Below are 24136 nucleotides of genomic sequence, written 5' to 3'. Positions count from 1 at the left end.
GCCCGCGAAGGCCCGTCGGATCAGGCCTTGGCAATTCGCCTCCTGCACGATGACCGCTATCACGCCGTAAAGGCGACGATCATGCTGCCCATCGGCGAATTCCTCGCCATGGTCGACAGCCGGACCGCAACCGAACTCACGAGCCTAAACCGCTACGCCAGCCAGATCCTTCTTGTCATTATCGGAACGAGCAGTCTGCTGCTCGCCTTGATTGCCGCAATGGTCTGGGTCCTCCGAAAGCGGTTCGTGCAACCGAGCGCCGTCCTTATGGAAGCGGTGGAGAAGATCGGTGCCGGGGATCTGAATGCCCGGACGAAAATTTCCGGGGACGACGAGATGGGTGTGTTGGGTCAGGCCATCGACCAGATGGCGGCCCGAATTGCAGAATCGGTACGGATCGCCGAGCAGAAAGCGGCTGAAGCTCAGGAACAAGCCAGCGCCCTCGCCGAGGAGCGCAACCACTCGGAAAAGCTGCTGCACAATATTCTGCCCGCGGTCATCGCCGAGCGGCTGCAAAAAGGCGAGGCAATGATCGCGGAAACCTATCCCGAGGTGACCGTGCTGTTTGCCGACATCGTAGGCTTCACCAAGCTTGCCGCCGACCTTGGCCCTCGAGATACCGTCATCATGCTGAACGACGTGTTCGGTCGGTTCGATGAACTCGTCGTGGAACACAACCTGGAAAAGATCAAGACGATCGGCGATTGCTATATGGTTGTCGGTGGCGTTCCGATCAGAAGTCCGACACATTGCCAGCAGGTTGCGAAGTTTGCGCTTGCTGTTCTCGACCGCTTCAATGAGTACGCCAGCAATTTCCCGTATCCCTTGCGCATGAGAATCGGGATGCATACCGGCCCAGTCGTCGCCGGCGTTGTCGGCACGCAAAAGTTCTCTTACGACCTTTGGGGCGACGTCGTGAATATCGCAAGCCGCTACGAGACTACCGGCGCACCCAACCGAATACATGTCTCGGATGCCGTACGGGTGCGGCTCGAGGACGACTTCGTCTTCGAGGACGCCGGCGAGGTCGACCTCAAGGGCAAGGGCATGATGCATTCGTGGTTTCTGATCGGAGAAAAGGAAAGCACGGACGCCATCGAGGTCAAGAACGAACAATCATGAATACGACGAAGGGCTGCCTGGGTCTGATTTCTGACCCTCCGGCGTCGTGACCGTCTGACCCTGTATGCCCGGACCGGCGATCGTTAGGGAATTGCGATCTTTTGCAAACCTTGTCCCGAGCGATCGCTCCATAGTCGAACGGGCCGATGCGGCCGGTCATCGTGCCCGGCCCGACATCGGTCACGTCGCTTTATCAAGTCCGAATCCGGCGACCACGGCCTTCGCCCAGCGGTCCGGGATGATGCCGAAGCAATCGTGAATGGAATCGCCGGCGATGGTGCTGCCGTTGGTCAGCCGGCCGGCCAGCCACAGGCCCGGCACCGAGGCGCCATCGGCGCCGAGCGCCGCGCCATCCACGCTGCATCGGGCGCCCAGGCCGTCGGCCATCGGCACAACACAGGACGCTTTGGCGAGCCCAGTAACGAGCGAATCGGTCACCGGTTCAAGTGCTGCCGGCGGCAGGACGCTGTCGACCATCACATTCGCGGTCACCGCCCGGTCGTCGGCTTCCAGTTGCCAGCCATCGGGGGTGAGGGCGATGTCGGGGTCGTCGGCGGCGCGCGGGTCGACGATGCCCGCCTCGATCAGCGCCAGCAGATGCCGCAACGTGCCGACCGGCGCGCCGTAGGAATACCGCTTGAGCCCCTCGTCGAAGCCGGTCATCGCCTGCGCCGTTGCGGCGGGCTTGTCCATGCCGTCATAGACCTCGCGCAGCAGCGGCTGCCATTTGCGCCATAGCTGGCCGATCACGTAGCCGACGGAAGGCGGCACGCGCCCCTCCGCCTCGGCGATCCCCGCGCGCAGGGCATCGACCGTGCCGCGCGTCTCCTGGCTGCCGGGCGATTCCCGTTCCGCCGCCAGCCAGCGCCCGACCGCCGCGGCGTCGGCGTCCCCGCCTGTTTCCTCAAGGATGCGGCGCGCAGGCATGACAATCGCGTCGCACACCGTTTTCAGCGCCGTCCCGGGCGGTCCATCCAGGGCCGCGCGCAAGGCGGCCTGCAGGGAGCCGGTCTCTTCCTCCAGCGGCTCGAAGCGGGCATCCACCGCCGCATCCGCCGGCTTGGGAGACGGCGCATGCCCGTCCAGCGAGAATGGAACGATCCGCTGAGGCTCGCGCCCGGACGGCACATAACGCCCGTCCTCGAAGCCGCCGCCCAGGCCGAGCGTCAGGATGTTCACGACGTCGAGCGCCGACAGGCCCAGGCCGCGTATGCCTACCGTGCGTCCGGCCCAGGTTTCGGCCGCGCGGACCAGCGCGGTGGCCGGATAGGCGTCCATGAACGCCAGCGCGTGACGGCCGGCATGTTCGCGCCAGCGGGCCGTCTGTTTATCGTCGCCGGTCTCGGGCTGGCCGAGCGACAGCAGGACGTGATCGTAGGGACCGTGATCGTAGGGACCGTCATCCGGGGACCCGTCGGTGAGGCGCCACTGCCGGCCCGCGCGTTCGGCGCCCGTGATCTGCCGGTGATGCAGGGTCACGGTCATCCCTTCCGGCAACCGCGACTGCAGGTCCCGGAACCGCGCGTTCAAATAGGCCCCGAGCCGGGCGCGGGGCACGAAGGCCTCGGCGTCTTCCGGCCCGAGCCATTCGGACATGTCGTCCGGTCCGCCCCCCGTCGGCGGCGGCAGATCGATCGTTCGCACCGGCAGGTTGAGCAGGCAGACCGGGCTTTCGTCGGGGCTGAAATTCGGGCCTGCCGCCGGCCAGCCGACGGGATCGAACAGATCCACCGCGACACCGGCCGACTCCGCTCCGACCTGGCGAACCAGGGCCTCGAGCGCCCCGAGGCCGCGCGGGCCGAAACCGACGATTGCGATCCGAATTGATCCTGGCCCCACGCCACTGTCCTCTTGCCGACCTGCCTGCCGCCTTTGTGGCGGTTCCGTTTCCCCTCGGCAAGCGCCCGGCCTGACGCAGCCATAAAAACCTTCCGGCCGCTCGAAACGGCATTTGCCCGCGGCGAAACCAGGCCGGCGCCTAGTCGCTTCCCTCGAACGCCACCAGGTACTTGCGCAACAGGGCATTCAGGGCCGCCCTGTCCTCCGGCGACAGGACCGAGGTGATCCGCGCCTGGTTGGCGACATGGGCGGTGACGGCCTCGTCGATCAGGGCCAGGCCCTTGCCGGTCAGCGAGATCGTCACGCTGCGGCGATCCTCGGGATTGGCGGCGCGGCGGACGAGACCGGCCTTTTCGAGCTGGTCGATGCGGTTGGTCATCGTGCCCGACGTGATCATCATCGTGTCGAGGAGATCGCCGGGCGACAGGCTGTAGGGCGGGCCGGAGCGGCGCAGCGTCGCCAGCACGTCGAAGGTCGCGCCGTTCAGGCCGTAGTCGGCGAAAGTCTTCTCGGTCTCCCGCGCCAGATGCTGGCCGAGCCGCTTGAGCCGGCCGAGCAGGCCCATCGGCGCGACGTCGAGATCGGGACGCTCGCGGTTCCACTGCTCTGTTATGGCGTCGATGCGATCCATGCCGCAGTGTCCCGGGGTTTTATCTTGACGTCAAGATTTCTCGAACTATCTTGACGTCGAGATATTTTGGAGACCGCGACGATGACCCGCAATTTCGACCTGCTGCTGACGGCGCTGGCGCCGGCGATCTGGGGCAGCACCTATCTGGTGACGACGGAGCTGCTGCCCGACGGATATCCGCTGACGGTGGCGATGCTGCGGGCGCTTCCCGCCGGGCTGATCCTGCTGGCGATCGTGCGGCAGCTGCCGCACGGGCACTGGTGGGCCAGGGTGTTCGTGCTCGGCGCACTCAACTTCTCGATCTTCTGGTGGATGCTGTTCGTCGCCGCCTACCGGCTGCCAGGCGGGGTGGCCGCAACTGTCGGCGCAATCCAGCCGCTGATCGTGCTGTTCGTCGCGCGCGCCCTGCTCGGATCGCCGGTGCGGTTTCTGGCGGTGGTCGCGGCCAGCGCCGGGATTGCCGGCGTCGCGCTGCTGATCCTGACGCCGGAGGCCGCGCTCGATCCGGTCGGCATCGCGGCGGGGCTCACCGGCGCTGTGGCGATGGCGTTCGGCACGGTGCTCGCCCGGCGCTGGCAGCCGCCGGTCTCGCCGCTGACCTTCACGGCCTGGCAGTTGACGGCCGGCGGCCTGGTCCTTCTGCCTTTGGCCATGCTTGTCGAACCGGCACTGCCATCCTTGTCCGCCTCCAATTGGATGGCCCTTGCATGGCTCGGCCTGATCGGCGCGGCCGCATCCTATGGCCTGTGGTTTCGCGGGCTGGCCCGACTGGAACCAGCGGCCGTCTCCATGCTGGGCATGGTCAGCCCGCTCGTTGCTGTTGCCCTTGGGTGGCTGTGGCTGCAACAATCCCTGACTGCTCTTCAAATCCTGGGCGGAAGCATCGTTCTGGCTTCGGTCTGGGCGGGGCAAATCACCAATCGTTTGTCGCCGGGCCGGGTCAAGGAGGCGGACACTAACCACCGCCGAAAGCGCACTACGAGCATTGACCTCGACGCTCTTTCGGACCACCGGCTGAATGATCTTGGCCTGTCGCGCTCAGATATCATTGGCCCAACACCGACCACTAGATAGTCAGGCCGGTCGCAATTGGCCTTTGCCCCTCAACAACTTGACCGTACCGGCTGCGAAGATGTCCCCAGGAGGAAAAATTGGAAGAAACAACTGCCGCTCGGTTTGGAATCATCCTCAAGACAGAGAATTTCTCCGAGTGCGTCAAATTCTATCAAGACGTGCTCTCGTTGAAATTGTGGTACCAGAAGCCGGATCTGTTCTGCTTCCATTTCGGCGTCGACAGCTATCTGATGGTGGAGCGGGGCGGTATGGGGTCGGGCCAGCGAAAGGGCACCGAAGCCAATCCCGTCGTACTGCGACTTGATGTTCCCGATGTCGATCGTGCGGCCGATCGCATTGCGGAGCTTGGGATCGATGTCGAGGTTCTGCGGTTCGAGTGGGGCACAATAGCTATCTTTGCGGACCCGGACGGTAATCCCTGCGAATTCAAAAATGCGAATGACCCGTACTTTGATCTTCCGTAGCGCGTGACGGTATGCTGGCGGATACCACATGGCGGACATTCTGCCACGCGCTCCTTTCCGGTCATTTGGGGAGCCTTTCCCTCATGCCAGAAGTGGCCGGTCCGCTGCCTGAGCAGTTGCGGCTGAAGTGGATACGCAGGTTCGCGACAACTGTGCAGAACGGCCAACATGCTGAGACAGGATTGAGCCCAGCCGCTGAGCCCCCGTTGGCGCTGCGTGACCGGGCAAGCAATACCGCCTGACTGGACAAGACGGCCCAAGTCCAAAAGTGGCTCTCTCTCGCCTGGGAGTAGAGCTATGTCAAATGAACTGCCCGGACCGCGAAGCCTCGACGAAGCCAAAGCCTGGATGCTGGCCAAGCTGAAAGCGCGGGTGCATCCGATGGGCCTGACCGATGTCGGTGCTACGCGCGAGGTCATCGCTGGTCTTGCAGGTCTGGATGGCCAAAGCTGGGCCACTGCCTGGATGGCTCGGGGCGACGAATATGCGGTCCTTGCGCAGGAGGCCGAGTCGTGCGGCGAAAGGGAGAGAGCCCGGGAGGCCTGGTATCAGGCCTACGGTTTTTACTTTCTTGGCCGCTTCCCATGTCCCAATCACCCTGAAAAGCAGCGGTCTTACGAGAAGGCATTGGCTGCCTATGCAGCTTTTGGCCGACTCTCGACACCGAAGATCGAGTGCATGTCGGTGGAATTTGAAGGGCGTACCGGTGAGGGCCGGGCAATCCCCTTCTACGTCCGCATGCCCCAAGGGGTCGAGCGGCCACCTGTCATCATGCTGTGGGGTGGAGTGGACGCCTGGAAGGAGGAAATGACGATCCTCACCGAAGGGATGGCGGCGCGTGGTCTGGCCACCATTGCCCTCGACAATGTCGGAACCGGGCAGTCGCCGATCAAGGCCGGACCGGATGGTGAACGGCAATTCCTGCCGGTACTCGATTGGATTGAATCTTGCGGCCGTTTTGACGCGAACCGGATCGCCATCGTCGGTCGGTCCTTCGGCGGACATTGGGCCACCAAGCTGGCTCACCTCTACCCAGAACGGTTCCGAGCGGCGGTCAACTGGGGTGGCGGCGTACACTTCATGTTCCAGCCGGACTGGATCGAGAAGTCGCGCTACCCGGACAGCTACCTGATGGAACTGGTCGAGACGCGCTCGCGCATGCTCGGCGCCGACAGTGATGCGGCCTATATCGAGGGCTTCAAGGCGCTCTCCCTGCTCGACCAAGGCCTTCTGGACCAACCCTGCGCGCCGCTCCTGCTCATCAACGGCAAGCTCGACACGCAATGCCCGGTGCGAGACATCGAACTGCTGACCGAACACGGCAATCCCAAGTCAATCCGCCTGTTTCCCGATCGCGGCCACATGGCGTTCGGTCCTGACACCGTGCCCACAATCATCGACTGGCTTTCGCGCCACCTGGCCTGAGCCAAGCTTTCGGAGGAGACGATCATGGCCAATTGGCAGGAAATGATGCCAAGCACCCGCGCCTATATGATGAACAAGGTGCTCTACGAACTGCACCACAAGCCCGACCATCTCGAGGCCTATAACGACGATGCCGACGCCTATCTGGCTCGCTTTGCGCTGCCCCAGGATCTGGCCGACTGCATCAAGGGCAATGATGTCGCCCAGATGTATCTGAGCGGCGTCAATCCCTATCTGCTGCGCGCCCACTGCATTGGCGTGAAAATCCCCGAGGACGTGTCGCTGGCTGCGCTGCGCAGCCTGTTGAACCATGAGGGCTACAATAATGGCTGAAATTACCGGCATCTATACCGCATCGCATACCCCGGTCATGCTGAACTTCCCCGACCGGATACCAGCGGCGCTGCGTGAGGAAATCTTTGCCGCTTACAGGGCCATGGGCGACGATTTCATGGCAGGCAAACCCGATGCGCTGATCGTCCTCTCCAACGATCACCTGCACAATTTCTTCCTCGATAATTTCCCGGCCTTCTGCTTCGGTTGCGCGGAAAGCTATGAGAGCCCCATCGAGCACTGGTTGCACGCCAAGCGTCGCACCTTTGCCGGAGACCAGGCGTTTGGTGCCTATCTGCTGCAGAACGCCCTCCAAAGCGACTTCGACCCGGCGTTCTCAATGGAGATGGTGCTCGACCACGGGTCCCTCACGCCGCTCGAGCTGGCCGGGATCGACCCCGATCTGCCCATCGTGCCGATCCTGATCAATTGCGTGCAACCGCCCATGCCGACCATGCGGCGCAGCTACGACCTGGGCCGATATCTCGGCAAGGCCATTGCCGACTATGCCGGCGTCGAACGGGTGGCGATCCTGGCAACCGGTGGCATCAGCCATGACATCGCCACACCCCGGATGGGCATGGTGAACGAGGAATTCGACCAGACCTTCCTCAGTCTGATGGAAGGCGACGATATCGACGCGACGATCCGCTACGCCACAGACTTCGTGCACACGGCGGGCAATGGTTGCGAGGAGATCCGCATGTGGATGGCGGCGATGGGCGCCGCCAACGGTGCCAAATATCATCGCACCTACTACAGGGCCGTCAACGACTGGTACACGGGGATTGGCATCGGGCGGTTCGAGGTCTGATGTCATGGTCGATGTCTTGAAACGTCCCGCGGTCAGAACCGCACTGATCATCGGCGGTGGCATAGCCGGCATGTCCGCGGCGCTTTCCCTGCGCCGGGCGGGTGTCGATGTTCGACTGATCGATATCGACCCCGACTGGAAGGTCTATGGTGCAGGGATCACCATCACCGGACCCACGCTGCGCGTGATGGACCGGTTGGGCATCCTTCCGGCGGTGCTGGAGGAAGGTTATGCCGCCGACGGCCTGCTGGCCTGCCGCTCCGATGGTTCGGTCATCGCGGAGATAGAAACCACCCACGACGGCGCTGGCAGCATTCCAGGCGCGGGGGGCATTATGCGTCCGGTGCTCCACCGGCTGCTGGCCAAAGAGATTGACGAGGCCGGCATCGAGGTGTCGCTCGGGCTGTCAGTGAGCGAACTGGGCGGAGACGCTCCCCGGCGCGTGCGCTTCAGCGATGGGAGTGAAGGCCGCTATGACCTGATCGTCGGAGCCGACGGCATATTTTCTCAAACGCGACAGCACCTTTTCCCGGACCTGCCAGCGCCGCATTACGTCGGGCAGGTCTGCTGGCGGCTGATGACCGAGCGTCATCCCGACATCACGCGGCGCACATATTATCTGGGAGGGCCGATGAAGGTGGGCATGAACCCGGTGGCGCGCGACCGGATGTACATGTTCCTGCTCGAACCGCTGGCTGCATTCGCCCGCATCCGCGATGCCGATCTGCACATCCGGCTTGCCCAGCTCATGTCCAGCTATGGCGGCGTTGTCGGCGAACTCCGGGAGGCGTTGTCGCCCCAGTCCAGTATTGTGGTCCGACCATTGGAAACCGTCTTCTGTCCGCAGCCCTGGTACAAGAACGGTGTGATATTGATCGGCGATGCTGCCCATGCCACCACGCCCCAACTTGCCTCGGGCGCGGGCATGGCGATGGAAGACGGGGTCGTCCTGGGGGAATGCGTGGCCCAAGCCGCTACTCTCGATGATGCACTCGAAGCCTTCATGAGGCGCCGGTACGACCGGTGCGCGCTGGTGGTGGAGAAATCCCTGACCCTGGGCAAGCTCGAAAAGTCAGGCAGTCCGCCGATCGAGCAGATCCGGGTCGTCGAAGCCGCTTTGCAGCAGTTGAACAAGCCCTATTGAGCGACCGATGTTCGTCCGAAACAACGGCCAAAGCCATCATGTCCTTGTCGCCGGCGACCGATCTCGCCCGGCAATCGTATTGCTGCACTCGCTGGGCAGCTCTGGGCTGATCTGGGGACCGCAGATCGCGGATCTATCGGCTGATCATCTGGTGATCTGTCCGGACTTGCGGGGTCATGGGCTGACACCGCCCTCGACCGTACCGGTCACCATCGATCTGCTTGCCAGCGACATTGTTGGAATGCTCGATGCTCTCGGAATCGACAGATTCCGGCTTGCCGGCCTGTCGATCGGCGGGATGGTGGCACAGGCGGTCGCGGCGCGATGTGCCGGCCGCGTCGGGGGCATGGCCATATTTGACAGCTCGATCGCGTCGCTGGACCCGCCAATGTGGCGTGCACGTGCGGACAAGATCCGCAACGAAGGTCTCGACAGCATTGCAAAGAGCGTTCTGTCACGCTGGGTTACGCCGGAGGACATGGCCACCCCCGAAACGGCGGGACTGGCCCGCATGCTGGCGCAAACCCAGGACGAGGGGTATGCCGCCGGATGCGACGCCCTGGCGGTCGCCGACTGCCGGATGGGGAGCGCGGCATTGGCAATCCCGGTCGTCGTTGCCGTGGGGGAGTTTGATACCGCAACACCGTTGGCCGCGTCAGAGATGCTTGCGTCATCCATTCCTGACGCCCGCCTGCGCATAGTCAGGGGAGCTGCGCACATCCCCACTCTGCATCAAGCAGACCAGGTGATCGGTATCCTTCGGGACATGCTGGCACTTTGAAGCGTACTTGCCTAACCGGCCTGCAGGGCCCTCGGGGCAACCGAAGACCCAACCTGCTGCAGCGAGGCTTCGCGATAATGGCTCGGGGTAACACCAAAATGGGCGCGGAATTGCCGGCTGAAATGAGCAGCCTCCTTGAACCCCCAATCGAAGGCAATGCCCGACACAGGCTTGTGCCGCAGCACGGGATTGCGCAATTCGCTGGCGATGCGGTCAAGCCGTTCACGCCAGATCCAGCGGTTGAGGCTGGTGCCGCTGTGCTTGAAAATGGCATGGACCTGACGGACCGACATGCCCACTTCGCGGGCAACGAAGGAACAGTCGAGATCGCTGTCGGCCAGATTACGGCGCACGGCGGCCTTGATTCTTTCGAGGTTTCGTTCGACGGGCAGGTCGAAGGACGGGGCGATGGGAAGAGTAGTCACCATCGACACGGCCAGAAGGTTCGCCAGGCTGGCGGCAAGTCTGGTCACCGTCTCGGGAGGATGGTTCCACGCCTGCTCGAAGATGCTGTGGATCAGGCTGCGGCAGGTCAGACCGATCCCGCGGTCGCAATCGAGCGCCGTCGCCGTATAGTAGCCGCGCTCGGGAAACACATCCTGCCAGAACTGAGAATCAAGGTAGATCGAGCGCGTCCAGATGTCGCCGGTTTCAATCTCGAATGGCTGGGACGTGTCGATGAAGAACAGGTTGTTGGCGCCGATATGGGCTTCCCGACCATTCTGTCGAACGATGGCCTCGCCTTCCATCTGGTAGGACACCAGAAACGTGTTTCCCGACCCCGCGGCGGGGCGGCCACTGCGCAACCGCGTGGAGTGGGGGCTGAACCGGATGTCGGCCAACTGCACGCGGTCCGCCGCATAGCTACGCAAAATCTCGCCCTCATAGGGCCTGGCACCCACCGAGGCGAGCTCAAAACGCGTATTCAGCAGGCCATTCATCTGGCGCTGGAAACGAGCGCCAGATGCGCGAAGCACCGACGGTTTCATCTCTTCAGGATGCATTTTTCCTCACCTCGCGGCAGGTTCTCACAGAAAGATTGCAAGGGCAATCGGCCGCCTGGAGAGACGCGAACGCACTCACCGACCCAGGAGCAAAACTCATGCAGGACCTTATCATCATGGTGGCGCCCAATGGTTCGCGTCGGGGCAAGCAGGACCATCCGAAATTGCCTGTCACACCAGACGAACTGGCTGACGAGGCCCATGCATGTCAGGCCGCAGGGGCAAGCGCCATTCATCTGCATGTGCGCGACCAGGCGGGACGGCACAGCCTTTCTCCCGACGCCTATCGCACTGCAATTGACGCCATCCAGGCGCGGTGTGGCTCCACCATTGTGACCCAGGTCACCACCGAAGCCGCCGGCCAGTTCGATCTCACCCAGCAGATTGCCCTGGTCAACGATCTGCGGCCAGCCGCGATATCGTTCTCCCTCACCGAGATGCTCCGTAATGGCGAAGTTTGCGCGTCCGCCTTCCTGCACCGCGCAGCACAAATGGGAACGGCCATTCAGTTTATTCTCTATACGCCCGAGGAGGTGCGGCTGCTCGCCCGCCTCTGGGAGACCCCGGGGTTCGGGATACCGCCGCGCCCGGTGCTGATCCTGGTCGTCGGGCGGTACTCGGGCAGCCAGGAATCCTCGATTGCTGAATTTGATCAACTTCATACCGCGCTCACTCAAACGGGACTGGTCCGGACCTGTGTTTGGATGACCTGCGCGTTCGGCAGGAGTGAACTGGCGTGCCTGGAACGCAGCATCGCACTTGGCGGACACGCCCGGGTCGGTTTCGAGAACGCCATTGTCGATGCAGCCGGAAACCTGGCGCGCGACAATGCCGAACGGGTCTCACTGGTGACGGAGATCGCCGCGCGTCATGCCCGGCCACTGGCCGGCGTCCAGAGCTGCGCCAAGCTTCTCGGCATGAGGCAGCTCGGCGCGGTATTGGCCTGACCTTAGCGAGCCAGCCATGGAAACAAACGGCGCTCGCCGATCAGGAGAACCTGGTTGATGGTAAAGCCGATCGCGCCGATGACCAGCAAGGCAGCATAGAGATCGGCGCTGCGGTAGGACCTTTGCGCCATGAAGATATCGTAGCCTACGCCCTGCAGCGACGCCTGCATCTCGGTGACGACGGTCAGGATCAGCGCCAATGCCAGCCCGGTGCGCAGGCCCGGAAAGATGTCGACAAAGGCTGAGGGCAGCGAAACGGTCCAGAAAGCGCGCCACCGCCCCATTTCAAGCACCGCGGCAACTTCCCGGAGCCCCGCCGGCACGTTGCGGAAACCGTGGACTGTGTTGAGCAGCACTGGCCACATCGAGCCGAAGGCAATGACTGCCACCGACATGGACTCGTTGAGACCAAAGACCAGAATTGCAACCGGAATGACCGCCGAGGCGGGCAGCGGGCGCAGCGCCTCCAGAGTGGGCATGAGCAACCGGTCGACGAGGCGGGAGTTGCCGATCGCCGCGCCCAGAAGGATGCCGATGACTGAGGCCAGCAGCCAACCGCCCAGCATGCGGGCAATGGTGGCTCCGATACTGCCGAAAAGCGAACCGTCGGCAAACCGTCGACCGATGACCGCGAAGGCGTCGATCGGTCCGATGAAGAAGCTGGATCGGCTCGGACCGAAACGCACCAACAATTCCCAGGCGGCAAGGAAGGCGAGTGAAAACAGCACCATTGCTGCCATGCGCCAGATAATGTCGAGCGCGCGCATCAGCTGCTCCTTGGGACAGATAGCCGATCGAGCTGGCTCGAAAGGGCGCCGGCAATCATCCCCAGCACGGCCAGCCAGACAATGAGCGCATACATCAGGTCCGTCCTGAAGGTCTGCTGGGCCAGGATGAGCGCGTAGCCAAGTCCTCGCGGGTTGACGAGAATCTCAACGGTCACAGCGACTACCAGAGCAAAGCCGATGGCAATCCTTAGCCCAACGACGACACGGCCGAAGACGGCGGGGATGATGATGGTCCACAGGCGCTCGATAGCGGTCATTTCCAGGGTGGCCGCGACTTCAAGCAGGCGCGGCTCGATCCGCCGGGTGGCGGCGAGTGTGGCGATCATCACCGGCCAGCAGGTGGCATAGGCCACGATCGTGCTCTCCATAGTTAGGCCAAAGCCGAAAATGAGCAGGGCAAGTGGGGTGAAAGCGATAGCCGGGATTGCACGCAGCATTTCCAGCGTGGGCCGGCTAGCCAATTCTACCAGCCGCTGCAGGCCAAGGAATATTCCCAGCGTTACACCGATAAGGGTTCCGGCGAAGAGACCCAGGCTGGCGGCCTCTAAAGTCTGGTAGGTGGCGGTCACTAGGCTCCCGTCAGCGGCAGCAATGGCGCCGGCACGCAATATCGCCGAGGGACGTGAGAATGTCGTTTCATCAATGGCGCCTACAGCAGAGCCGAGCTCCCAGCCTGAGAGCAGAGACACTGGGACGATCGCGGATATGAGATGAGAGTTCATGCTTGCCGCCATCCCTGTGCGGTGGGCTGGACCGAAGCCGACGAAGACTGTCCGGTCCAGCGGCCAATCTTCAACTACTCTGCGGCGAACACCAATTCGCCTGTGTCGATATCGGAGCGGACGAGGTCGAACTCGCGCGAAATCGAGACGTAGTAGTCGAAATCGCCGGGGAGAATCTCCGTCCGCCAGTCCGGTGTGAAATTGGTGGTGAAAGGCAAATGCTTGGCACCCATTTCGTTGGCCGCATCGCGATTTTCGATGATCCAGGGAATGCTCTCCTCCAGGCATGTCCGGAACGCAGCCACGGCTTCGGGGTGGTCTTTGGCCCACGCACCGGAGGCACTCCAGAACGCCATGATTGCGCCATCTGCGGCGTACGAGAAGAACTCCCCGGCATTGCGCTCGGCAATACCACCGGCAACCAGTCCACCCAGTACGGGCTGGATTGCAACGACCGCGTCCACGGTCGAAGACTTCATCATTTCCGCCATACGGGGCAAGGGAACCTCGATGAACGTGACCTCATTGGGATCGACACCGGTTTGCGTCAACCACTTGCGAAACACCAGATCGGCCACTGACATGATGCCAGGCACGCCGACTTTTAGTCCTTTCAACTGCTCGGGTCCGGTGATCTTGAGATCGGGCCGGGTCACCAGGCTTATGCCTTCATTGCCCGCCTGCATGATCGTGGCGCCAGCCACTGCCACAAGGTCCACGCCGTTCTCGACCGCTGGCAGCAGGATGGTTGGCGTACTCATCCCGATCTGCAGCGATCCCGACAGCAGTGCCGGTGGCACATTAGTGGCGATCGGGATGACGGTAAGGCTCGAGGCATAGCCGGCCTCGGCCAGACATCCGCTTTCATGCGCCACGATCGCCGGCAGCATGTCGATCGAAGGCGGGAATCCGATATTGAGCGGCTCCTGCGCGAGTGCACTCGGCATTGTCCCGATCAGAGCGGCAATGGCCGCGACAGTCGTATATCCAGGTTTCATTGTTCCTCCCCCTGTAGTGTCCGGGCTTGCCCCCGGTGGCATGCTAGCAGTCAGTGGCCGACGATCAGTCCGTGAAGCAGATGGCGCTTTTCCAGAAACTCTGCAGCTTCCCGCGTGCCGAGTTGATGACGTGGGCGCTCGAGGCCTATGTCCAGCGTGGTCAGAATGCGCCCTGGGTTTGACCCCAGGGCCAGTACGCGGTCACCCAGATAGATCGCCTCCTCAAGATCATGGGTTATGAAGATCACGGTGATGCTCTCGCGAGCTGCCAGGCTCATGAGTTCATCCTGCAAGGATTGGCGCGTCATTGCGTCTAGCGCGCCAAATGGTTCGTCCATCAACAACAATCGGGGTTTCTGAGCCATGCAGCGCGCGATCTGCACCCGCTGCTGCATGCCGCCGGACAGTTCAGACGGATACCTGTGGGCCGCAGCGGCCAATCCGGTCACGGTCAGGAGTTGATCAACCCTTTCGTCGATCTCCGAACGGTTCATGGTCTTGGTGGCCATGCCCAGTTGAATATTGGCGCGAACGGTTCGCCAGGGCAGCAACGCTCTTCCATAATCCTGGAAAACCATCGCTCGCTCTCTTGCGGGGCGCAGGACTGGCGATCCTTCGAAGAGGATGCTTCCCGACGTCGGACGCTGCAGCCCGGCAATCTGGCGCAACAGGGTTGTCTTGCCGCAACCCGAGGCGCCAACGATGCAGAAGATTTCGCCGGTTCCAACCTCGAAAGAGATGTCCTCGAAGACAACATGCCGCTTCGCGCCCTCGCCAAATGCCATGGCAGCGCCCCGGACCTGGACAGCAACCGGGCGAATGGATTGGTCCGAGCGTATCCGGTGGGTATCGCTGATATGGGCAATGCTGCCACCCGATGCCAAGCTGACTCCCTCCATCCCAGTAGTGCCGCCTCGAGTGGCACCCACGGGTGTCTCACCTCTATCCGATGTGCCACGGACGATCTGACCGCAAGATAGCACCCGAACTGGATCAGCACCTCTTGGGAATGAGGCTAGTGGCCACGCCCCAGGCGGTCTTGCTTGTTTGCGCACAATCGCTGGCCCCTTCGCGCAGCCTCACGGTCCGAAGCGTTGGGTTGCGCCCTCGTTGCGCCTGCCTTGTGGAGCCCTGGCGGGCCATCGTGGTCGGTTTTGGGTAGGAGGCGTTGATTGTCTCCCGAGACCGCAAAACGCCTTATTTCGGTCGCTCGGCAGCCTTGGCCGCGGACTGACGGGTCTTGCCAAAACTGCAGCAGCATCGCGCCGCTTGATGTGGTGACCAATCTCGCTGGCACCGTGATTTCGCAAGCTCTTCGGCTTGCTCCAGCATAAGGGTCGTGCGGTCAACGACCACTTTTCCATTGGGTGCCGCTTGCATTCGATGCCTGACGCGTTCTCGTCCACTTATGGAGTAATGACGCGGTTCAGGATTTAGCGGTAGTCTGGCCAGGCAGGACGCAAATATGCACCTGCAAGGGAGGGCGTGTGGCTGGGCGTCGCAGATCGAGATGGTATTTTGGCATCGCGGCCGTTGTGCTGGTCGGCGGATTGGCCGCCGTCGCCTATGTTCTGGCCTATGAGGCCGGCATGGATCGGCTTTCAGGGCAGTTGCGCGATCGGCTGACCCTGTCGCAGCGCGCTGTCGAAAGCGAGATCGAACGTTTCGCCTATCTGCCCCAGGTCTTGGGCGAGGATAATCGCGTGCTCGCCCTGTTGTCCCGGCCTTCGGATGAGCGCGTGGAACTGGTCAATGCTTATCTGGCCAATGTCGCCGGGCATGCCCAGGCAGACGCCGTCTACCTGATTGACCGGGACGGATTGACCCTGGCGGCCTCCAACTGGGACCTCCCCAGCTCCTTTGTGGGCCATAATTACAGTTTCAGGCCCTATTTTTCCGATGCGCTCGCGTTGGGTCGGGGTGCTTACTATGCTGTGGGCGTGACCACCGGCGTGCCGGGCTATTTCCTTTCCAGCCGCATTGATGGGCCAGACGGGCCGCTGGGCGTGGCTGTCGTCAAGGTCGACATGTCTCCGCTCGAGCGCGTCTGGGCGGAGGCGGGAGAAATGACCGGCGTGGCTGACAGCGCGGGCATCGTCTTTTTGACCGGTGTGCCCAATTGGCGCTATCGCCCGCTTTATGCCCTCTCAGAAACCGACAAGGCGGAAATCCAGGCGGAGCGCCGCTATGACGGCAACGATGTATTTTCCCGGGCGCCGCTGGTCGACGCACTGGAGAGCTCAGGCCTCACATTCGTAAGTCAGGACGGGTTGCCGCGCCTGGCGATGAACACAGCTCTCATCGCGCCCAAGGGATGGCGGCTGTTCAGTGCCCTGCCCGCTGCGCCGGTTCGCGATCAGGCCCAGTTGGTGGCGGGCGTGGTGGGCCTGCTCACCCTCGTCTGCCTGTTGCTGGGTCTTTATGGCTATCAGCGGCGGCAGTTGACGCGTTGGAAGCTCGAGCAGAACACCGTATTGGAGCGTCGCGTCGCCGAACGCACCGGTGCGCTGGCGCGCGAGGTGGAAGAGCGCAAGCGCGCGGAAGGCGAGTTGCGCCTGACCCAGGACAGCCTGATCCATGCCGCCAAGCTGGCGGCCCTGGGACGCATGTCAGCGGCCATCGTGCATGAAGTCAGCCAGCCGCTCTCGGCGCTGGACAATACTCTCGCAGCGGCGAGCCTGCACGCGCGTAACCAGAACACGGAAAAGTCCACTGCCTCTATCCAGGCCGGCCGGGACCTGCTCAAGAGAATGCAGCGTACCATCAAGAATTTGCGGACATTTTCATCGCGCGCAAAGAGTCTGCCCAGCGAACCCATCGCCTTGGGTCAATCCATCATGGAGGCACTCGACATCGTCGCCCCCCGGGCCAGGGAGCGTGGCGTCACGCCAATTTTGGAAAGCTCGGACACCGCGATAGCGGCCGCCGTGAATGCCGTGCGCATCGAGCAGGTCTTCATCAATCTTCTGATCAACGCAATCGATGCGACAGCCAGCATGGGCAATTCCCAGGTCTCTGTCAGGTTGAGACAGTCCGGCGATATGGCGCTGGTGGAATTCTGCGACGCAGGACCGGGCATCCCGCACGACATCGCCGACCAGATCACCGAGCCCTTCTTCACAACCAAAGCAACCGGCGAAGGGCTGGGCCTGGGTCTTTCCATATCCCGGGCGATCCTGGAGGATTACAAGGGCACACTGGCCTTTTCATCGGCGCCGGGCGGCGGGACATGCGCGACGGTTTCTCTCCCGCTGGCGCCCCGGCCGGCCAAACTTGAGCCTGCCAAATGACCCGCGGCCGGATTGTCTTCGTCGACGATGAACCCGATCTGTGCGCTGCCGCAGCCGACTGGCTCGATGCCAGCAGCTTTGCGGTCCAGACTTTCAGCGATCCCAGAGAAGCGCTCGAGAGCATCGATGGTACGGCCTGCGATTGCGTGGTCTCGGATATGCGCATGCCCGGCCTTTCCGGCCTCGACTTGCTGCGCGAAATCCGCCAGCGCGAGCCCGAACTGCCGGTTATCCTGCTGACGGGCCACGCAGATGTGCCCCTGGCCGTGGAGGCCATTCAGGCCGGCGCCTATCACTTTCTCGAAAAGCCATATGATGCCGACCAACTGGTCTCCATTCTCGACAATGGCGTCGAGCGGCGACGGCTGAAGCGTGAAATAGAACGGCTGCAACGCGGGGCGGACGATCTCGATGCAAGGCTGATCGGCATATCGCCGGTCATGGCTGCCGTCCGCCGCTCGGTGCAGCGCCTCGCCGATATCGACGTGGATGTGCTGATCACCGGCGAAACCGGCACTGGCAAGGAAGTCGTTGCCCGAGCCCTCCACGATTTTGGCCACCGCCGCGCCGCACCGTTTGTGGCCATCAATTGTGCGGCCATTCCCGAAACGATCTTCGAAAGCGAATTGTTCGGGCATGAGCGGGGCGCGTTTACGGGGGCGCAGGGGGCGCGACAGGGTCGGGTTGCCTATGCCTCAGGTGGAACGGTGTTTCTTGACGAGATCGAATCCATGCCATTGGCCCTGCAGGCCAAGGTGCTGCGCATCATCCAGGAGCGGGTGGTCGAACCGATCGGCTCCAACCAGCAAATACCGGTCGATGTCCGCTTCATCGCCGCGACCAAGGTCGATCTCAGGGTCGAAAGCGAGGCCGGACGGTTCCGGCCCGATCTCTACTTCCGCCTGGCCACCATCGATCTCCCGCTGCCTCCACTGCGCGACCGGCCCGAGGACATTCCGCTGCTCTACAATGTCTTTGCGCGCCGCGCCGCCGAGCGGCACAGCCTCCCCTTCAAGGAACTGCCCCTGGAGTTCAGCCTGAACCTGTCGCACCAGCGCTGGCCGGGCAATGTGCGCGAGCTCAAATCCTATGCCGAGCGCATGGTGATCGGGCTCGAATCCCCGGCCCTGACGCCCGCAGCTTCAGGCAGCCTACCCGAGCTGGTGGCCGCCTATGAAGCCAGGGTCATTAGCGGGGCGCTTCAAGCCAGTGGGGGTGCCACCGCCGAGGCGGCAGAGCGCCTGGGCGTGCCGCGCCGTACGCTCAACGAGAAGATCGCCAAATATGGCTTGCGGCCCGAGCCCGAGCTTGGCGAAACTTCGCCAGGCTGACAGGCTCGCTGGCGAAGTTTCGCCCGGGCGCGATCGAAAAGGTCAATGATTTCAATGCCGCCAGCTTGGCACGGGGATTGCTCCTAGGTGGACGGGACACCGCAATGACCGGTGCCCGCCAAACCTATTGGGAGGAAATCGATGACCAAAATGATGACGCGCCTGGGCGCGGCAGCCCTGCTTTGCACCGCCCTGGCCACGCCGGCCGTCCATGGCCAGGAATTCATCAATGTCCTGACCGGCGGCACGTCGGGCGTCTATTATCCGCTGGGCGTTGCGCTCAGTGAAATCTACGGCGACGGGATCGAAGGGTCGCGGACCCAGGTGCAGTCAACCAAGGCCTCGGTCGAAAACCTCAACCTTCTCGCCCAGGGACGCGGCGAAATCGCCTTTGCCCTCGGCGACTCGGTTGCGCTGGCCTGGGCCGGCAGCGAAGAAGCTGGCTTTCCGCAGCGCCTGGAGGGCCTCCGGGCCATCGCGGCCATCTATCCAAACTATGTGCAGATCGTAGCCGACGCCGCCTCCGGAATCGAAACGCTGGAAGACCTGCCGGGTAAATCCATGTCGGTGGGCGCGCCCGCTTCCGGCACTGAGCTCAATGCTCGCGCCATTTTCGGAGCCGCCGGACTGAGCTATGAGGATCTTGGCCGGGTGGAATACCTGCCCTATGCCGAATCTGCCGAACTGATCAAGAACCGCCAGCTCGACTCCACCTTGCAGTCCGCGGGTCTGGGCGTGGCCTTCATCCAGGATCTGACGGCCACCCATGAGATCAACATCGTGGCTATTCCAGCCGAGACGGTCGTGCAGATCGGCGAACCCTATGTTCCTGCCATCATCCCGGCCGGCACCTATAACGGGCAGGACGAGGACGTACCAACCGCTGCCATCGGCAATATCCTTGTGTCCCACGAGGGCGTGAGCGAGGAGACCGCCTATCAGATGACCAAGCTGCTGTTTGAAAATCTCGACCGCATGCGGGCCGCACACAGCGCCGCTGAAAGCATCGACATCAACGCCGCGATCAAGGGCCTGCCCATTCCGCTGCATCCGGGCGCGGAACGCTATTACCGCGAACAGGGCATCATTCAATAATGCCTATCGGACCCGCCGCCTCCATCGGCGGGTCCGCACATTGCTCTTCTGGGAGGAAAGAGACCTATGACCCAACCCGGTGACATTCGGGCCGATGCCCTTGCCCATCAATCCGAGGAAGAGATTGCCGAAGGCCTGCCGCCGGGCTTCGGCCCGGGAATCACTGGCAAGATCGCCTTCGGTACCGCCATTGCCTTTGCCCTCTTCACCCTCTGGACGGCGGCTTATGGCGCGCTGCCCAGCCAGGTCGTGCGGGCCATGCATGTGGGTTTTCTGCTGCTTCTGACCTTCGGTCTGGTGGCAAATCTGGTGGCCAAAACAGCACCGGCCAAGGCCCTGTTCTGGGCGCTGGGCGTGGCCGGCTTCCTGACGGGCATCTATAATTGGATATTCTATGCGGACCTGATCCGCCGTACCGGCTTCCTCACCACCATGGATCTGGTCGTCGGCACCACCGCCGTCGTGCTGGTCTTTGAAGCGGCGCGCCGCATCCTGGGTTGGCCGCTCGCGCTCATTGCCGGCATCTTCCTCGCCTACTGCTTCTTCGGGCAACATCTGCCCGCGCCGCTGATCCATCGCGGCTACGATTTCGAACTGATCGTGGAGCATTTCGGTTTTGGTACCGAAGGCATTTACGGCACGCCGATCTATGTGTCGGCGGCCTATATCTTCATTTTCGTGGTCTTTGCCGCCTTCCTCGAACGGGCCGGCATGCTCAAGCTGTTCAATGACTTCGCCCTCGGGCTGGTCGGTGGAACGCGGGGTGGCCCGGCGCAGGTAGCGGTTCTGTCTTCGGCGTTGATGGGCACAATATCGGGTTCTGGTGTCGCCAATGTCGTGGCGTCCGGGCAATTCACCATCCCGCTGATGAAGCGCTTCGGCTACCGCTCTGCCTTTGCCGGCGGGGTCGAGGCCACGGCCTCGATGGGCGGGCAGATCATGCCGCCGGTCATGGGCGCAGTGGCCTTCATCATGGCCGAAACGCTCAATGTGCCCTATGCCGCCATCGTGCAGGCCGCGATCATACCGGCCCTGCTCTATTTTGCAGTCTGTTTCTGGATGGTGCGCCTGGAAGCGGGGCGACTTGGCCTCAAGGGCATGTCCAGGGAGCAGCTGCCCAATCCCTGGCGCGCGGTCAAGGAACAATGGCCATTGATCCTGCCTCTGGCAGCGTTGATCTATCTGCTCCTGGCTGGCTACACACCCGTCTTTGCCGGAACGATGGGGCTGGCCCTGGTGGTGGTGCTGATCCTGGGCACGCCGCTCGCCGCCCGTATCGGGCCAATGGCCTTCCGGATTGTCTTCTGGGTCGCCCTGGGCCTGGCCGCCGCTTCCTTCGCCTGGGTCGGGGTCAACCTGCTGTTTGCGGTAATCCTTGGCCTGATCCTGGCCTGTACCGCCTTCAAGGGCGGCCGAGAAACCCTGGCCATCTGCCGCGATGCACTGGCTCAGGGTGCGCGCAACGCCCTGCCCGTCGGTGTCGCCTGCGCGGTGGTGGGCGTGGTGATCGGCACTCTGACGCTGACCGGCATTGCCTCGACCTTCATCAGCGCCATCATTAGCATCGGGGAAAGCAATCTCTTCCTCTCGCTCGTCCTGACCATGCTGACGTGCCTCGTGCTCGGCATGGGCATTCCCACCATCCCCAATTATATCATCACCTCTTCGCTGGCCGGCCCAGCCTTGCTTGACCTGGGCGTGCCACTTCTGGTCAGCCATATGTTCGTCTTCTATTTCGGTATCATGGCCGACCTTACCCCGCCGGTTGCCCTGGCCTGCTTTGCGGCGGCGCCCATCGCCAAGTCCAGCGGTCTCAAGATCTCGCTCAACGCCATAAAACTGGCCGCGGCCGGGTTCGTGATCCCGTTCATGGCCGTGTTTACGCCATCCCTGATGCTGCAGGAGGGCGGCTGGATGGCCGAGGCTTATGGCTATCCGGTGGAGGTCGCCTATGTGATCTTCAAGGCCTGTGTGGGTATCGGGCTGACCGGCGTGGGCCTGATTGGCTTCCTCTTTGTCAGAGCCAGTGTGGTGGAACGCGCCGCCTTCCTCGCGGCTGGCATCACGCTGATCCTGGCGCTGCCCCTGACGGACGAAATCGGCTTCGCCATGGGACTGGCTCTTGTGGGCTACCAGGTCTGGCGGATGCGCAAGGCGCGCCAGAGTGTTGCGGGGCAAGCCCAATGAGCCTCTGCATCGCCGCAAGCGGGAAGCTTATCGCGCTTGCGGCGACCGCTTTTTCGCTCAACTGGACCCATTCGGTTGAAAAAACCATCTGGTCGGAAAGCTGGATCGCGGAGGGGGGCGCACTCAGGGTCGTTGAAGCGAGCGTGGAAGGCTCGGGTGCCGGGATCGGCCTTCCAGACAACGCCGTCCTGCGGGATGGACGATGGGTCTATTCGCCTCAGCTTGCGCCGGTCGAGACGATTATTCTCGCGGCGTCCGGCGCGACCGTTTCACCCTGGACTCTCTGCACGCCGGCTGCCTGCCTCGATCTTGGGGGTGAGTCAGCTGAGCCCATACATATCTGGGCTTCGGAGAGATGCGAGACGGAGTAGGTGCACCTCGGCTGGATCCCAGGACCGGCTCGGTTGACCGCTTTGCGGGAACGCCCGCGGCCAGCGAAGCCGTCCTTTGCGATCGTCGCAACGGCGTCCGATGGTCGGGGTGGCACCGTTACCGAAACATTCGGCATCGAAGTGGAACAGCTTGATCTGCCGCAACGCCGGCCGATCCCAGTGCTGACAATAGCGGTCTCACCGGGGATGCTTTCTCCGTCGTCTTGCGGCAGCAACTTTTGCAGACGACAATATTGTGGCTTGTCTTTGAAAAACCGCGAGGTGGATATCAGCGGCGGTGGAACGGGGTAGCCGAGCCGCCTTTGACGTCTATCGCGTCATGCCCCCCGCGGCTGCAACGCCAGATGAGTGGTGCGATGTCTTCCGCTTGGGGAAGCAAAGACTGATTGGTCTAAGGTCCATTGCAGCCAACCCACTGCGTTTTCACCGCTTGAGAGCAGGAGAAATATTGGCGCACCCGACAGGATTCGAACCTGTGACCTCTGCCTTCGGAGGGCAGCGCTCTATCCAGCTGAGCTACGGGTGCAGGCCGGAATCGGGCGCGGGGCCCGGTGGAACGGGCGCAAACTAGTCGAAGCCCCGCGTCTGCGCAACCGGGCAAATGCGGGCCTTGACGGATTAGGTCACTCGTCCTAATTCTCCTGGACCCGGGCCAGGACTGGCCAAATGAACGATGTCTGAACGCGGAAAGCAGCTGATGCGCGGCGCCGAGACGAAAGCCGAGATCATCGCGGTGGCGGACCGGCTCTTCTACCAGGGCGGGTTCGAGCACACCTCCTTTGCCGAGATCGCGGCGGCGGTGAACATCGCCCGCGGCAATTTCTATTACCACTTCAAAAGCAAGGACGAGATCCTGGCGGCGGTGATCGCGCGGCGGATGGCGAGCACCACGGCCCTGCTCGAAAGCTGGCGGCGCGAGATCGACAGCCCGCGCGCGCGGCTCTCGGCCTTCGTCAATATCCTGGCGGCCAATGGGGACAAGATCATGCGCTATGGCTGCCCGGTGGGCTCGCTGGCCACCGAATTGAGCAAGCTGATGCATGCGGCGCGCGAGGCGGCGGTCGGGCTGTTCGACCTGTTCCGCGATTTCCTCGCCGAGCAGTTCGCGGCCCTGGGCTGCGCCAAGGCCGAGGCGCTGGCGCTGCACCTGCTGATGCGCAGCCAGGGCGTGGCCGTGCTCGCCACCGCCTATCGCGACCCCGATTATGTGGCGGCGGAAATGGCGGCAATGGAAGACTGGATCGACCGGGAAATTGCCCGCGGCACTGCTGCCAGGGCCTGACAGGAGGGCAAGAGGATGTTCGTGGTGTTGCTGAAACCGGCCGCGGCGCGGGCGCGGGCCGGAGACTTTCTGGCCGGGCACAAAGCCTGGCTTGAACAGGGGCTGGCCGATGGGGTGTTTGCACTGTGGGGGAGCCTCAAACCCGATGGTGGCGGGGCGATCCTGGTGCGCGGGCTCGACCGGGCGGCGCTGATGGCGCGCATCGACGCGGTGCTCGATGCCGTGGTTACCATGCCGCGCGAGCGCGACAAGTTCGCCGAGGACGTTGCGTCGATGCGTGCCCGCATCGAGCGCGAAAAGCCGGCGAAGAGCGTATTCGACGCGAAGCTGGCGCGCGGCGGGCTGATGGATTGCGAGTTCGCCTCGCAGTTCCTGGTGCTGTCGGGGCTGAAGAGGATCGCGGGCGAAACCATGCTGGAGACGCTGGCGCGGGCGCGAGGCGAGGGGATGCTCGCGCGGGCGGATGCGGAATG

At 63.0% G+C, this 24136-nt stretch carries 23 protein-coding genes and 1 tRNA gene; 16 read left to right on the top strand and 8 right to left on the bottom strand.

Features of this window, described 5'->3' with window-relative positions; genetic code table 11:
- Positions 1 to 1122, top strand: a 1122-nt coding sequence (locus QZ564_RS15015; RefSeq protein ID WP_297111670.1) for an adenylate/guanylate cyclase domain-containing protein, incomplete at its 5' end; no start/stop codon positions are given.
- Between the two features lie 180 nt (positions 1123 to 1302).
- On the opposite strand, the gene QZ564_RS15010 is transcribed toward QZ564_RS15015, so the two are convergent.
- Positions 1303 to 2961 carry an FAD/NAD(P)-binding domain-containing protein gene (locus tag QZ564_RS15010; RefSeq protein ID WP_297111668.1) on the bottom strand — a complete coding sequence of 553 codons (1659 nt, stop codon included), beginning with the start codon at positions 2959 to 2961 and terminating at the stop codon, positions 1303 to 1305.
- A gap of 139 nt (positions 2962 to 3100) precedes the next feature.
- The gene (locus tag QZ564_RS15005) at positions 3101 to 3592 is read right to left on the bottom strand and encodes a MarR family transcriptional regulator (protein ID WP_297111665.1); all 492 of its coding nucleotides are present in this window, start codon (positions 3590 to 3592) and stop codon (positions 3101 to 3103) included.
- Positions 3593 to 3673: 81 nt separating this feature from the next.
- Here QZ564_RS15005 and QZ564_RS15000 point away from each other — a divergent pair, with 81 nt between their 5' ends.
- The 7 genes from QZ564_RS15000 (at position 3674) to QZ564_RS14970 (ending at position 9627) form a co-directional block, all read left to right on the top strand.
- Positions 3674 to 4666, top strand: coding sequence for an EamA family transporter (locus QZ564_RS15000; protein ID WP_297111662.1), 993 nt, complete (start codon positions 3674 to 3676; stop codon positions 4664 to 4666).
- 77 nt (positions 4667 to 4743) lie between these two features.
- Positions 4744 to 5130 (top strand): VOC family protein, encoded by a 387-nt coding sequence (locus QZ564_RS14995; RefSeq protein WP_297111659.1) that lies wholly within the window; start codon positions 4744 to 4746, stop codon positions 5128 to 5130.
- Between the two features lie 297 nt (positions 5131 to 5427).
- Positions 5428 to 6555: an alpha/beta fold hydrolase gene (locus QZ564_RS14990; RefSeq protein ID WP_297111656.1), complete on the top strand. Its 1128-nt coding sequence runs from the start codon at positions 5428 to 5430 to the stop codon at positions 6553 to 6555.
- A 24-nt stretch (positions 6556 to 6579) separates the two neighbouring features.
- The gene (locus QZ564_RS14985) at positions 6580 to 6888 is read left to right on the top strand and encodes a subunit of meta cleavage enzyme (protein ID WP_297111653.1); all 309 of its coding nucleotides are present in this window, start codon (positions 6580 to 6582) and stop codon (positions 6886 to 6888) included.
- The gene (locus QZ564_RS14980) at positions 6881 to 7702 is read left to right on the top strand and encodes a 2,3-dihydroxyphenylpropionate 1,2-dioxygenase (RefSeq protein ID WP_297111650.1); all 822 of its coding nucleotides are present in this window, start codon (positions 6881 to 6883) and stop codon (positions 7700 to 7702) included. The genes QZ564_RS14985 and QZ564_RS14980 overlap by 8 nt, the downstream gene beginning before the upstream one ends.
- A 4-nt stretch (positions 7703 to 7706) precedes the next feature.
- A complete protein-coding gene (locus QZ564_RS14975; protein ID WP_297111647.1) occupies positions 7707 to 8846 on the top strand; it encodes an FAD-dependent monooxygenase in 1140 nt (379 codons plus the stop codon).
- A 7-nt stretch (positions 8847 to 8853) separates the two neighbouring features.
- Positions 8854 to 9627 carry an alpha/beta fold hydrolase gene (locus QZ564_RS14970; protein WP_297111644.1) on the top strand — a complete coding sequence of 258 codons (774 nt, stop codon included), beginning with the start codon at positions 8854 to 8856 and terminating at the stop codon, positions 9625 to 9627.
- An 11-nt stretch (positions 9628 to 9638) separates the two neighbouring features.
- Here the strand turns inward: QZ564_RS14970 and QZ564_RS14965 are convergent, their stop codons facing one another.
- A complete protein-coding gene (locus QZ564_RS14965; RefSeq protein ID WP_297111641.1) occupies positions 9639 to 10604 on the bottom strand; it encodes a helix-turn-helix domain-containing protein in 966 nt (321 codons plus the stop codon).
- On the opposite strand from QZ564_RS14965, the gene QZ564_RS14960 reads away from it, so the two are divergent.
- A complete protein-coding gene (locus QZ564_RS14960) occupies positions 10592 to 11578 on the top strand; it encodes a 3-keto-5-aminohexanoate cleavage protein (RefSeq protein ID WP_297111637.1) in 987 nt (328 codons plus the stop codon). The two genes, QZ564_RS14965 and QZ564_RS14960, sit on opposite strands and share 13 nt — an antisense overlap.
- A gap of 2 nt (positions 11579 to 11580) precedes the next feature.
- Here QZ564_RS14960 and QZ564_RS14955 read toward each other — a convergent pair whose 3' ends face one another.
- The 4 genes from QZ564_RS14955 to QZ564_RS14940 form a co-directional block, all read right to left on the bottom strand.
- Complete coding sequence (locus tag QZ564_RS14955; protein ID WP_297111634.1) at positions 11581 to 12345, bottom strand: ABC transporter permease; 765 nt, start codon at positions 12343 to 12345, stop codon at positions 11581 to 11583.
- Complete coding sequence (locus QZ564_RS14950) at positions 12345 to 13088, bottom strand: ABC transporter permease (RefSeq protein WP_297111631.1); 744 nt, start codon at positions 13086 to 13088, stop codon at positions 12345 to 12347. Before QZ564_RS14950 ends, QZ564_RS14955 begins: the two co-directional genes overlap by 1 nt.
- Before the next feature lie 74 nt (positions 13089 to 13162).
- Positions 13163 to 14086: an ABC transporter substrate-binding protein gene (locus QZ564_RS14945; protein ID WP_297111628.1), complete on the bottom strand. Its 924-nt coding sequence runs from the start codon at positions 14084 to 14086 to the stop codon at positions 13163 to 13165.
- Positions 14087 to 14136: 50 nt separating this feature from the next.
- Positions 14137 to 14871, bottom strand: coding sequence for an ABC transporter ATP-binding protein (locus QZ564_RS14940; protein WP_297111677.1), 735 nt, complete (start codon positions 14869 to 14871; stop codon positions 14137 to 14139).
- Positions 14872 to 15573: 702 nt separating this feature from the next.
- Here QZ564_RS14940 and QZ564_RS14935 point away from each other — a divergent pair.
- From QZ564_RS14935 to QZ564_RS14915, 5 genes are all read left to right on the top strand, one after another.
- Positions 15574 to 17376 carry an ATP-binding protein gene (locus QZ564_RS14935; protein ID WP_297111624.1) on the top strand — a complete coding sequence of 601 codons (1803 nt, stop codon included), beginning with the start codon at positions 15574 to 15576 and terminating at the stop codon, positions 17374 to 17376.
- The gene (locus QZ564_RS14930) at positions 17373 to 18707 is read left to right on the top strand and encodes a sigma-54 dependent transcriptional regulator (protein ID WP_297111621.1); all 1335 of its coding nucleotides are present in this window, start codon (positions 17373 to 17375) and stop codon (positions 18705 to 18707) included. Before QZ564_RS14935 ends, QZ564_RS14930 begins: the two co-directional genes overlap by 4 nt.
- A gap of 141 nt (positions 18708 to 18848) precedes the next feature.
- Positions 18849 to 19802, top strand: a complete 954-nt coding sequence (locus QZ564_RS14925; RefSeq protein WP_297111618.1) for a TAXI family TRAP transporter solute-binding subunit — start codon at positions 18849 to 18851, stop codon at positions 19800 to 19802.
- A 66-nt stretch (positions 19803 to 19868) separates the two neighbouring features.
- Complete coding sequence (locus QZ564_RS14920; protein ID WP_297111616.1) at positions 19869 to 21989, top strand: TRAP transporter permease; 2121 nt, start codon at positions 19869 to 19871, stop codon at positions 21987 to 21989.
- Positions 21986 to 22360, top strand: coding sequence for a DUF1850 domain-containing protein (locus QZ564_RS14915; RefSeq protein WP_297111613.1), 375 nt, complete (start codon positions 21986 to 21988; stop codon positions 22358 to 22360). Before QZ564_RS14920 ends, QZ564_RS14915 begins: the two co-directional genes overlap by 4 nt.
- 470 nt (positions 22361 to 22830) lie before the next feature.
- Here the strand turns inward: QZ564_RS14915 and QZ564_RS14910 are convergent.
- A tRNA-Arg gene (locus tag QZ564_RS14910) sits at positions 22831 to 22907 on the bottom strand.
- Between the two features lie 147 nt (positions 22908 to 23054).
- Between QZ564_RS14910 and QZ564_RS14905 the strand changes: the two genes are divergently transcribed.
- A complete protein-coding gene (locus tag QZ564_RS14905; RefSeq protein ID WP_363312269.1) occupies positions 23055 to 23663 on the top strand; it encodes a helix-turn-helix domain-containing protein in 609 nt (202 codons plus the stop codon).
- A gap of 15 nt (positions 23664 to 23678) precedes the next feature.
- On the top strand, positions 23679 to 24136 hold a 458-nt coding region (locus QZ564_RS14900), incomplete at its 3' end, for a hypothetical protein (RefSeq protein ID WP_297111609.1).

This window comes from uncultured Devosia sp. (assembly GCF_913055165.1).
Lineage (GTDB): Bacteria > Pseudomonadota > Alphaproteobacteria > Rhizobiales > Devosiaceae > Devosia.
This window is presented reverse-complemented; position numbering and strand designations above follow the sequence as displayed.